The organism is Janibacter cremeus (assembly GCF_013409205.1).
GTDB classification, from domain to species: domain Bacteria; phylum Actinomycetota; class Actinomycetes; order Actinomycetales; family Dermatophilaceae; genus Janibacter; species Janibacter cremeus.
Map to the genome: position 1 here is coordinate 2771237 of NZ_JACCAE010000001.1, position 11312 is coordinate 2782548.

The 11312-nt window shown below is 70.2% G+C and carries 11 protein-coding genes; 9 read left to right on the top strand and 2 right to left on the bottom strand.

Annotated features, from left to right (window positions below; genetic code table 11):
- Positions 1-34 precede the first annotated feature (34 nt).
- The 5 genes from BJY20_RS13185 to BJY20_RS13205 all read left to right on the top strand — a co-directional run bounded on the left by BJY20_RS13185 (position 35) and on the right by BJY20_RS13205 (position 6424).
- On the top strand, positions 35-1753 hold the full coding sequence (locus BJY20_RS13185; RefSeq protein ID WP_185991957.1) for a dynamin family protein: 1719 nt from the start codon (positions 35-37) through the stop codon (positions 1751-1753).
- Positions 1750-3402 (top strand): GTPase, encoded by a 1653-nt coding sequence (locus tag BJY20_RS13190; RefSeq protein WP_185991958.1) that lies wholly within the window; start codon positions 1750-1752, stop codon positions 3400-3402. The genes BJY20_RS13185 and BJY20_RS13190 overlap by 4 nt, the downstream gene beginning before the upstream one ends.
- A 133-nt stretch (positions 3403-3535) precedes the next feature.
- A complete protein-coding gene (locus BJY20_RS13195; RefSeq protein ID WP_185991959.1) occupies positions 3536-4081 on the top strand; it encodes a single-stranded DNA-binding protein in 546 nt (181 codons plus the stop codon).
- A gap of 48 nt (positions 4082-4129) precedes the next feature.
- Positions 4130-5812: an energy-dependent translational throttle protein EttA gene (gene ettA, locus BJY20_RS13200; protein WP_185991960.1), complete on the top strand. Its 1683-nt coding sequence runs from the start codon at positions 4130-4132 to the stop codon at positions 5810-5812.
- Between the two features lie 6 nt (positions 5813-5818).
- Positions 5819-6424, top strand: a complete 606-nt coding sequence (locus BJY20_RS13205; protein WP_185991961.1) for a pentapeptide repeat-containing protein — start codon at positions 5819-5821, stop codon at positions 6422-6424.
- A gap of 13 nt (positions 6425-6437) precedes the next feature.
- Here BJY20_RS13205 and BJY20_RS13210 read toward each other — a convergent pair whose 3' ends face one another.
- Both BJY20_RS13210 and BJY20_RS13215 read right to left on the bottom strand, forming a co-directional pair.
- A complete protein-coding gene (locus BJY20_RS13210; protein WP_185991962.1) occupies positions 6438-7376 on the bottom strand; it encodes a DUF1731 domain-containing protein in 939 nt (312 codons plus the stop codon).
- The gene (locus BJY20_RS13215; RefSeq protein WP_343062897.1) at positions 7373-7975 is read right to left on the bottom strand and encodes a TetR/AcrR family transcriptional regulator; all 603 of its coding nucleotides are present in this window, start codon (positions 7973-7975) and stop codon (positions 7373-7375) included. Before BJY20_RS13215 ends, BJY20_RS13210 begins: the two co-directional genes overlap by 4 nt.
- 84 nt (positions 7976-8059) lie before the next feature.
- Here BJY20_RS13215 and BJY20_RS13220 point away from each other — a divergent pair, with 84 nt between their 5' ends.
- From BJY20_RS13220 to moaA, 4 genes are all read left to right on the top strand, one after another.
- A complete protein-coding gene (locus tag BJY20_RS13220) occupies positions 8060-9214 on the top strand; it encodes an acyl-CoA dehydrogenase family protein (protein ID WP_185991963.1) in 1155 nt (384 codons plus the stop codon).
- A 158-nt stretch (positions 9215-9372) separates the two neighbouring features.
- Complete coding sequence (locus BJY20_RS13225; RefSeq protein ID WP_343062898.1) at positions 9373-9864, top strand: MogA/MoaB family molybdenum cofactor biosynthesis protein; 492 nt, start codon at positions 9373-9375, stop codon at positions 9862-9864.
- The gene (locus BJY20_RS13230) at positions 9864-10298 is read left to right on the top strand and encodes a molybdenum cofactor biosynthesis protein MoaE (protein WP_185991965.1); all 435 of its coding nucleotides are present in this window, start codon (positions 9864-9866) and stop codon (positions 10296-10298) included. The genes BJY20_RS13225 and BJY20_RS13230 overlap by 1 nt, the downstream gene beginning before the upstream one ends.
- A complete protein-coding gene (gene moaA, locus BJY20_RS13235; RefSeq protein ID WP_185991966.1) occupies positions 10298-11296 on the top strand; it encodes a GTP 3',8-cyclase MoaA in 999 nt (332 codons plus the stop codon). The genes BJY20_RS13230 and moaA overlap by 1 nt, the downstream gene beginning before the upstream one ends.
- The last annotated feature ends 16 nt before the right edge of the window (positions 11297-11312 follow it).

Consider the following 11312-nt stretch of genomic DNA (forward strand, 5'->3'; position numbering starts at 1 on the left):
CGGGAGGACGCGTCGCGCTGGATAAGGTGTGCGCATGGGCGAGATGACGACGGGACCGGTCGACCTCGACGGCATGCTCGCGCGGGTCTCGGCGCTTCGTGACGAGGTCGAGCGCAGTGACCTCCCCCTCGACCTCGCGTCCACACGCGAAGCGCGCCGGGAGCGCGCCGCGCTCCTCGACCAGCTCGACGACTACGTCATCCCGCGGCTGTCCTCGATCGATGCGCCTCTGCTCGCCGTGGTCGGCGGATCGACTGGTGCGGGCAAGTCGACGCTGATCAACTCCATCCTCCGCCGCGAGGTCTCCCGCTCCGGCGTGCTCCGGCCGACCACGACCAGCCCCGTACTCATCCACCACCCCGATGACGAGCCGTGGTTCCGCGACGGGCGGGTCCTCCCTTCGCTCGCCCGCGTCACCGGGGGCGACGCCGAGCCCCAGCCGGGCACCGTGCGCCTGGAGCCCTCCGAGGACCTCCCGTCCGGGATGGCGATCCTGGACGCACCGGACATCGACTCCGTCGTCTCCGCCAACCGCGAGATGGCCGCCCAGCTCCTGGCCGCCGCCGACCTGTGGCTCTTCGTCACGACGGCGGCGCGCTACGCCGACGCCATCCCGTGGCGGTTGCTGCGCCAGGCCTGCGACCGGGGGACCGCCGTGGCGATCGTCCTGGACCGCGTCGACCGCCCGGGGATGGACGAGGTGCGCTCCCACCTGATCGAGATGCTGCGCGAGCAGGGGATGGGCACCTCGCCGGTCTTCACGGTTCCCGAGGCCGAGCTCGACGCCTGGGGATTCATCCCGGAGGCGGACATCGCCCGGGTCCACGGCTGGCTCACCGCGCTCGCCGGCGACCAGAAGGCCCGCAGCATCATCGTCCGCCAGACGCTCGAGGGTGCCCTGCGCTCCCTCGACGGCCGGCTCGACGCACTCGTGGGGGCCACCCGAGCCCAGCGAGAGGAGGTCGGCGGTCTGGCCAAGGTCGCCTACGACGCCTACGACCGCGCCGAGGAGGGCGTCACCGAGGGGATGGCGGACGGGCAGCTCCTGCGCGGCGAGGTCCTGGCCCGGTGGCAGGAGTTCGTCGGCACCGGTGAGTTCTTCCGCAAGGTGGAGAAGGGAGTCGCCAGGATCCGCGACCGCGTCACCGCCTCGGTGCGTGGCCCGGAGCCGACCGCCGAGCTCGACGAGGCACTGCAGACCGGCGTCTCGGCCCTGCTGCTGGCCGAGGCCGACACTGCCGCGGCGACGGTCGCGCGCACCTGGCGGGGCACGGAGGCCGGCCCCATCGTGCTCGACGAGCACCCCGGACTGGCCCGGTCCTCGCGTGGCATCGAGGAGGACGTCGAGCGACTCGTGCGGGACTGGCAGGGGGACGTGCTCGACATCGTCCGGTCCGAGGGGGCCAATCGCCGCACCAACGCGCGGGTCGCCGCCTACGGCGTCAACGGCATCGGCCTGTTCCTCATGCTCGTCTCCTTCGCCCACACCGGTGGCGTACTCGTCGCCCCCGAGGTCGCGATCGCCGGTGGGACCACCGCCCTGGCGCAGAAGGTGCTGGAGGCGATCTTCGGCGACCAGGCCGTGCGCGAGATGGCCGTGAAGGCCCGCACGCTACTCCTCGAGCGCGTCGACGACCTCTTCACGGGCGAGCGCGGGCGTTACACCGAGGTGACGGGCGATCTGACCGTCAGCGAGGCCCAGATCCGGCGCCTGCAGAAGGCCGTCACCGCCGTCGAGGAGGGTCTGCGATGAGCCCACTGCCCTCCCTTCGTCGCAAGGACGGCGCCCCGCTCGCCGCGGAGGAGATCTCCGCCAGGGTTGACGCGCTCTCTCGGGCACTGCGGGCAGGCGGTGCCCGCCTCGAGCCCGGGCCGGCCGCGCGGGCACGGGAAGTCCTGGGCAAGGTCTCGGAGCGCAGCTCCCTCGTCGGGGGGCACACGGTCGTCGCCCTGGCCGGGGCGACCGGGTCCGGCAAGTCCTCCCTCTTCAACGCCATGATCGGGGCGGACGTCGCCACCGTCGGCCTGCGTCGCCCCACGACCTCCACACCGACCGCAGCAGTGTGGGGTGACGAACCGGCCGGCGAGCTGCTCGACTGGCTGTCCGTCGGCTCCCGCCACCAGGTCCCGACGGCAGACGACGGTCCGGACGGCCTCGTGCTCGTCGACCTGCCCGACTTCGACTCCCGGGAGGAGTCCAACCGGCGGGAGGCGCGCCGGGTCCTGGAGCTCGTCGATGTCTTCGTCTGGGTCACGGACCCGCAGAAGTACGCGGACTCCGTCCTGCACGACGACTACGTCGGGGTGCTGCGCGATTACGGCGCGGTCACCCTCGTCGTCCTCAACCAGATCGACCGTCTGCCGCAGGGCGGGCAGGAGCAGATCACCGCCCACCTCACCCAGCTGCTCGAGCGCGACGGGCTGGAGCGCCACGATGTCATCGGCACCTCGACCGTCACCGGGGCCGGGATCGACGAGTTGCGTACGCACTTGGAGGGAGCCGTGGCGCACGCTGACGCTGTCCGGCACCGGCTGGCCGCGGACCTGCGTACCGCTGCCGACGGGCTGGGCGACTCCGTCGCGGACGTGGACGCCGGCGTCCCTGATCGCGCTCGCGATGAGCTCGTCGACGCCCTGTGCCGCAGCGCCGGCGTCCCGACCGTCGTGGATGCCGTCGCCCGCGACTACCGCCTCGAGTCGTGGGCGCGCACGGGCTGGCCCTTCACACGGTGGATCCGGGCCTTCCGCCCGGCGCCGTTGAAACGGCTGCGACTCGACCGTGAGGACGCGGACACCCCCGACATCACCGAGCAGGACATGCGCGCGGTGCTGGGCCGCTCCTCGATCCCTCCGCCCGCGCCGGCTGCGAGGGCCGCAGTCGACCTCGCCGCGCGACGCATCGGGACCAGCGCGGGCGAGGGATTGCCGACCCGATGGGCGGATGCCGTCGCCGACGCCGCCCGGCCGGCCGAGCACGACCTCGCCGACACCCTCGACCAGGCCGTGCTCGCGACGTCGCTGCGGGCGCGCAAGCCGCTGTGGTGGCCGCTCTTCGGGGCGCTGCAGGTCGTCCTCGCCCTGGCCGCAGTGGTCGGCCTGGTCTGGCTCTTCGTCATCGCAGCGGCCGCATGGCTGCAGCTGCCCGAGATCCCGACCGTCGATGTCGGACCCTTCGCCGCACCCTTCCTGCTGCTCGCCGGTGGGTTGCTCGCCGGTCTGCTCCTCGCCGCACTGTCGCGGTGGCTGGCCAGTGCCGGGGCCCGTCGGCGCGCTGCCGTGATCAGGGGTCGACTGCGTGAGTCCATCGGCTCGGTGGCCGACGAGCACGTCGTCGAGCCGGTACACCGAGTGCTCTCCGAGCACGCGGACACCCGCTCGGACCTGCGCCGCGTCCTGGGCTGAGCGTCCACAAGGTCGCCGCGTCCACCGACGCGGTCCACAGCCCCCGGGCGAGGCGTGGTTCCTTCGCCGCAGGCTCGTGAGGGTGGTTCCCACGAGCCCACCGGCCGAGGTGGGCTGGAGAGAGGATCACGTGATGAATGAGACCGAGCTGACCGTCGCCGGGCGCCTCGTCGCCGACCCCGAGCACCGCACCACCCGAGCCGGGGTGCAGTTCACGACCTTCCGGCTGGCCACCAATGCTCGTCGACGCAACCGCGAGGGGGTCTTCATCGACGGCCCGACGAGCTACTACAACGTCGCGACCTACCGCTCGCTGGGGATGAACTCGCACACCTCGCTGCACAAGGGTGATCCGGTGGTCGTCCGCGGCCGCCTGACGATCAACGACTTCCAGCGAGCCGACGAGTCCTGGGGGTCCTCGGCCGACATCGACGCTTACAGCGTCGGTCACGACCTCACCTTCGGGACGACCGAGTACGCGAAGTCGGGCCGTGGCAGCGACCCTGCCAAGGAGGCCGCCGGTGAGGGCGGATACACCCGCATGAAGGAGCGGCTCGAGGAGAGCGACGGTCAGAGCTGGGGGCTGCCCCCGGTGACGGCCGACGCGAAGGGGGAGTCCCCGTCCTTCTCGGGGGCCGTACCCGAGGAGCCGGAGGAGGCGGAAGCCCTGCCTGCCTGAGCTGCGGCGCGATTCGGGCATGGGGGCAGGAGTGGATAGCCTGCCTCCATGGCCGACTACATCTACACCATGGTTCGTGCACGCAAGGCGCACAACGAGAAGGTCATCCTCGATGACGTCTCGATGTCCTTCTACCCCGGGGCCAAGATCGGGATGGTCGGGCCCAACGGGGCCGGCAAGTCGACCATCCTGAAGATCATGGCCGGGCTCGACCAGCCGAGCAACGGCGAGGCAAGCCTCAAGCCGGGCGCCACGGTGGGCATCCTGCTGCAGGAGCCGCCGCTGAACGAGGAGAAGACCGTCCTCGGCAACGTCGAGGAGGGCGCCGGCGAGATCAAGGCCAAGCTCGACCGCTACAACGAGATCTCCGAGGAGATGGCCAACCCCGACGCGGACTTCGACGCGCTCATGGCGGAGATGGGCAAGCTCCAGGAGGACATCGACCATGCCGATGCGTGGGACCTGGACTCCCAGCTCGAGCAGGCGATGGACGCACTGCGCTGCCCGCCCCCGGACGAGGCGGTCACTCACCTCTCCGGAGGTGAGCGCCGCCGCGTCGCGCTGTGCAAGCTCCTCCTGCAGAAGCCCGACCTGCTGCTCCTCGACGAGCCCACCAACCACCTGGACGCCGAGTCGGTGCTGTGGCTCGAGCAGCACCTCGCAAGCTACCCCGGCGCCGTCCTTGCCGTCACTCACGACCGGTACTTCATGGACAACGTCGCCCAGTGGATCGCCGAGGTCGACCGCGGCCGGCTCTACCCCTACGAGGGCAACTACTCCACCTACCTGGAGAAGAAGCAGGAGCGTCTGCAGGTCCAGGGCAAGAAGGACCAGAAGCTCGCCAAGCGACTGCAGTCCGAGCTCGAGTGGGTCCGCTCCAACGCCAAGGCCCGGCAGACGAAGTCCAAGTCGCGTCTGGCGCGCTACGAGGAGATGGCCGCCGAGGCCGAGCGCACCAAGAAGCTGGACTTCGAGGAGATCCAGATCCCGCCGGGCCCGCGCCTGGGCAGCAAGGTCATCGAGGTCGAGGGCCTGAAGAAGGGCTTCGACGAGCGGGTGCTCATCCAGGACCTGTCCTTCAGCCTGCCGCGCAACGGCATCGTCGGTATCATCGGCCCCAACGGTGTCGGCAAGACCACGCTCTTCAAGACCATCGTGGGCATCGAGGAGCCGGACGCCGGCGTGGTCGACATCGGCGACTCGGTCCAGCTCTCCTACGTCGACCAGAGCCGTGCGGGCATCGACCCGGAGAAGAACGTCTGGGAGGTCGTCTCCGACGGGCTCGACTTCATCCAGGTCGGCAATGTCGAGATCCCCTCGCGTGCCTACGTCAGCCAGTTCGGCTTCAAGGGCCCCGACCAGCAGAAGAAGGCCGGTGTGCTCTCCGGTGGTGAGCGCAACCGTCTCAACCTCGCGCTGACGCTCAAGCAGGGCGGCAACGTGCTGCTGCTCGATGAGCCGACCAACGACCTGGACGTCGAGACCCTCGGCTCGCTGGAGAACGCCCTGCTGGAGTTCCCGGGCTGTGCCGTGGTCATCTCCCACGACCGGTGGTTCCTCGACCGCGTCGCGACGCACATCCTCGCCTACGAGGGCACCGAGGCCGACCCCGCCAAGTGGTACTGGTTCGAGGGCAACTTCGAGGGCTACGAGGCCAACAAGATCGAGCGCCTCGGTGAGGACGCCGCGCGGCCGCACCGCGTCACCTATCGTCGCCTCACCCGCGACTGAAAGTCGATGCGTTCTCTGGCCGACCAGATCAACGGCCGCTCGAGCATCGTCGACGAGGTGCTCACCGGGAGTCTCGAGGACGGCGAACGACTCGCCGACGTCGAGCTCGTCGGGTGCACGCTGCGCGATGCGAGTTGGGCAGGTGCGCAGCTGTCCGGGGTCCGCTTCGAGCAGTGCACCGTCGAGCGGGTCGACCTCTCGCGGGTGAGCCTGCCCGACAGCGTCCTCGACGGGTGCACGTTCACCGGGTGCAAGGCACTGGCCACCTCGTGGTCAACGATGGGCGCGCCCGTGATCTCGCCCCAGCCGTCCACCTGGGCCGACTGCCAGCTGTCGATGGGTAGTTTCAGCGGTCTTGACCTGACCGGGGCGCGGTTCGAACGGTGCGTGCTCGTGGACGTGGACTTCGACGGGGCGATCCTCACGGACGTCGTGGTCGAGGACTGCTCGCTGGCCGGCGCCCGCTTCGTGCGGGCCGACCTGCGGGGCGCCGACCTGCGCGGTGCCCGCGACTACGTCATCGACGTGCGTTCCACCCGCGTCGAGGGCCTGCGGGTCGACCCGGTCGGTGCGCTCGGGCTGCTTGCCCCCTTCGCCATCTCCGTCGAGTGACCGCGGACGGGGATCAGCCGTAGATCTGGGCCAGGGCGGAGTCGATGTCCGGTTGGGCGAAGGTGAAGCCGGCGTCCGCCAGGACCGCCGACGTGCAGTGCCGACCCGTGAGTGCCAGGGCCGGGTCGCTCCGCAGCACGACCGCGCCCAGGCGCAGCAGCGGTGCGGGAGTGGGTGGTGCCGGGGGGCGGCGCAGATGGCGCCTCAGGGCGGCCATGAGGTCTGCGTTGCGAAGGGGGTGGGGCGCCGCCGCGACGAGCGGCCCCTCGGGGACGCCCACCTGCGGGTCGAGACCCAACGCGGCGATGGCCACCCGCACCCAGTCCTCGTGGTGGATCCAGCTGAACCACTGCTGCCCGGACCCGACCCGACCCCCGAGACCCGCGCGCGTCAGGCGAGCGAGGATCTGCAGTGCGGGGGCGTTCCGGTCGAGCACGATCGAGGTGCGCAGCAGCACGAGGTGGTCGGCATTCGCTCCCTGCGTCGCTGACTCCCACGGTCGGGCCACGCCGGTCATCTGTGGAAGGCCGGGGTCGGGCAGGGGAGTGGTCTCGGTGACCCGCTCCTCCCCGGCATCGGACCAGATCGCCGTCGTCGAACCCTGCACCCATGCCACGAGCGGCCGCTCGAGACGATGACTCGCCTCGACGAGAGCCCGGGTGGACTCCACCCGTGAGCGGCGCAGCTCGGCGACGTTGGCTTCCGTCGGGCGCACGTCGACGAGCTTGCCGGCGAGGTTGACCAGGGCGACGCCCGCTTCGTCCTCCGTGCGCAGGACATCGCCCCAGTCGCCGACGGTGCGGCCGTCCCAGACGACCTGTTCGAAGGGATTCCCGGGGTCCACCCGGCGGGTGAGGATGCGCACGTCGTGACCGTGCTCGACCAGTCGGGCGGCGAGCAGCCGCCCGAGGGACCCGGACCCGCCGGCGATGACGACGCGGGGCAGGCTCATGATGCCCCGACGAGCCGCAGCACGAGTCGGCCGTAGTCAGCGCCGATGTCCTCGGGGGTGCGCCTGACGCCGGGGTGGTACCAGCGCGCGACGTCCACGACGAGTGACAGCGCGGCCAGGGCCGTGACGCGGGTGTCCTCGACACAGAACTCTCCGGACGCGACGCCTTCGGTGATGATCCCCTCGACGACCCCGTCGATCTCGCGACGCAGCGTGAGGACCTCGCGCTGGTGGTCGGGGGAGAGGTGGCGGAATTCGTACTGGACGATCCGCGCGACCTGGTACTGCTCCGCGTGCCACTGGGCGAAGGTCGAGATCACTTCGGACAGGGCCTCCGTGGGCGAGTTGGCCTCGGCAGCGGCCGCAGCCAGGGCATCGCGCGCGCCCTCGTGCCCGACGCGGCTGAGCTGGAAGAGCAGGTCCTCCTTGCTCGCGAAGTGGACGTAGACCCCGGCGGGGGACAGTCCGGCCCGCGAGGCGATGTCCCGGGTCGTCGTCGCGTGGAACCCCTTGTCCGCGAAGGCATCGGCGGCGGCCTCGAAGAGGCGCACGACCGTCGGGTTGTCGTGCGCGGGGAGGGATGGCGTCGGCACCGTCACGTTTGACAGCATGCCCGCTCGGAGTAAGACTAAGCAAGCGCTTAGCACAAGTTTTCGGCACGTCGGTGCCAGAGAGGTGGGCTCATGCCCCGCAACATCTACGACGAGGACCACGAGTCCTTCCGTTCCTCCGTCCGGCAGTTCGTCGAGCGCTCGCTCGTGCCGCGCGCCGAGTCGATGATCGCCGAGCACACGATCCCCCGTGAGGTCTGGCTCGAGGCCGGTCAGCAGGGGTTCTTCGGCCTGACCATTCCCGAGGAGTTCGGCGGAGCGGGCATCGACGACTACCGCTTCAACGCCGTGGTGGCCGAGGAGCTGTCGAAGTTCAACGCCGCGACCTCGTCGTGCTTCGGCATCCACTCCGACATCACCGCGCCGTACATCGTCTCGATGGGCACCCAGGAGCAGAAGGAGCGCTGGCTGCCGGGTGTCGTCACCGGCGAGAAGATTCTGTCCATCGGCATGACCGAGCCGTCCGGCGGCTCGGACCTCGCGAACCTCAAGAGCACCGCCGTGAAGGCCGACGACGGCTCCGGCGACTGGGTCATCAACGGGTCGAAGACCTTCATCACCAACGGCTACCAGTGCGACCTGGCCGTCGTCGCGGTGCGGACCGACCCGACGAAGGGTGCCAAGGGCATCTCCCTGTTCGTCCTCGAGAAGGAGGACGAGGGCTTCACCAAGGGCAAGCCCCTGGACAAGGTGGGCCAGCCCGAGTCGGACACCTCCGAGCTGTTCTTCGACAACGTCCGCGTCTCCGGCGACCGGCTCCTCGGCCCCGAGGGCATGGGCTTCATCTCGATGATGCAGAACCTGCCCCAGGAGCGCCTGGGCAACGCGATCGCCAACATCGCCGGCGCCAAGCAGATCCTCCAGGAGACGATCGAGTACACGAAGGAGCGCAAGGCCTTCGGTCAGCCGATCGGCACCTTCCAGCACAACAAGTTCAAGATCGCCGAGCTCGTCACCAAGGTCGAGGTCTCCGAGGCCTACATCGACTCCTGCGTGGTGGCCCACGCCGAGGGCAAGCTCACCGCAGTCGATGCCGCCAAGGCGAAGTGGTGGGCCGGTGAGATCCAGTGCGACGTCCTCGACGAGTGCGTGCAGCTGCACGGTGGCTACGGCTTCATGAACGAGTACCGCGTCGCCCGCGCCTGGAAGGACGCCCGCGTCCACAAGATCTGGGCGGGCACCAACGAGATCATGAAGGAGCTCATCGGCCGCGACCTGGGCCTCTGACCTCCCCCCTGCACGACGTGCTGCCGGCCGGACCCGAGAGGGTGTGGCCGGCAGCACTCGTCTTTTGTCGGCGTCGCGGCGATGATGGGGCGAGCCCCGGGTCGGGGGCTTGATGAGACCTGAGACACTGGAGTGAACATCGAATGGAGGGAGGCACCGTGGCCGTTGCGGCACATGTCATCTCCGTCTCCGACCGCGCTGCCGCCGGCGTGCGGGAGGACCTCTCCGGACCGCCCGCTGTCGAGCGTCTGCGGGCCGGCGGCTATGACACGAGCGCCAGCCTCGTGCCCGACGGGGCCGATGAGGTCGAGCAGGTCCTGCGCGCTGCGCTGGCCACCGGTGCCCGGCTCGTGATCACCTCGGGCGGCACCGGCGTGGGGCCCCACGACCGCACCCCGGAGGGCACCGCGCCCGTTCTGGACCGCGAGCTCCACGGAGTGGCCGAGCTGCTGCGGGCCGAAGGGGCGCGCAACACCCCCTTCGCCGCCCTCTCCCGCGGGCTCGTGGGTGTCGTCGACGCGGGCCCCGACTCTCCCGGCGCCCTGGTCGTCAACCTGCCTGGCAGCCCGAAGGCCGTCGGCGAGGGGCTCGACGTCCTGCTGCCCCTCGTGGGTCACATCCTCGACCAGTTGTCCGGAGGCGATCACTGATGACACGTAGCGCGTGGATCTCCACCGAGGCGATCGACCTGGCCGCCATGCTCACGAGCGTCGACCGGCCCACCCACGGTGCGGTCGCGAGTTTCGTCGGGCAGGTCCGGGACCACGATCCCGAGGCCGCGGGTGAGGTCGTCGCACTGCGCTACACCTGCCACCCGGACGCTGGGCGGTTCATCGAGGAGGTCGTCGCGCGGACCGTCGCGGAGCACGACTCCGCGGGCGAGACGGACGTGTCCGCCACCCACCGCATCGGGGACCTCGATGTCGGTGATCTCGCGCTCGTCGTCGTGGTCGGCAGCGCCCACCGTGATCTCGCCTTCACCCTCTGTCGCGCCGTCGTCGAGGCGATCAAGCACGAGCTGCCGGTCTGGAAGCAGCAGTTCGAGGTCGACGGCTCCCACGTATGGTCAGGAATGAGTTGCTGATGACCCGCCCACTGATGGACACCCATGGCCGCCTGCACCGCGATCTGCGGATCTCGCTGACGGACAAGTGCAACCTGCGATGCACCTACTGCATGCCCGCGGAGGGCGTGCCGCTGCTCCCCAAGCAGGAGCTGCTGACCACGCAGGAGCTCCTGCGGGTCGTCGGCATCGCCGTCGACGCGGGGGTCGAGGAGGTGCGCCTGACCGGCGGTGAACCGCTGCTGCGTCCCGACGTCGTCGACATCGTCGCCGGCATCTCCGCGATGGAGGGCGGTGCCGGTCCGGTCGAGGTGTCGATGACGACCAATGCCATCCGTCTGCCGAAGTTGGCCGAGCCGTTGCGCCAGGCGGGTTTGTCGCGCGTCAACATCAGTTTGGACACACTGGATCCGGACCGGTTCAAGCAGTTGAGCCGTCGGGACCGGTTCGAGGACACGATGGCCGGCATCGACGCCGCGGACGAGGCCGGTTTCCACCCGGTGAAGATCAACACCGTCCTGATGCCGGGCTTCAACGACGACGAGCCGGTGGAGCTGCTGCGCTGGGCGCTGCGGCGCGGCTTCGAGCTGCGCTTCATCGAGCAGATGCCGCTCGACGGCGGGCACGAGTGGCAGCGCACGAACATGATCACCGGCGCGGAGATCCTGGCGAAGCTGCGCACCGAGTTCACTCTCACCGAGGTGCCCGGCCGCGGCGCCGCTCCCGCCGAGCTCTTCTACGTGGACGGCGGTCCGGCCAAGGTCGGCGTCATCGCGTCGGTGACGATGCCCTTCTGCGGGGCCTGCGACCGCCTGCGGCTGACCGCGGACGGTCAGCTGCGTTCGTGTCTCTTCGCCCAGGGCGAGACCGACCTGCGTACTCCGCTGCGTGAGAGCGGCGACCCGGAGGAGATCGTGGACCTGATCCACTTCTGCTTGGCGGGCAAGAAGCCCGGGCACGGGATCAATGAGCCCGGTTTCCTCCAGCCGCCGCGGCCGATGAGCGCCATCGGCGGCTGAGTCCCACCCCCCCGGC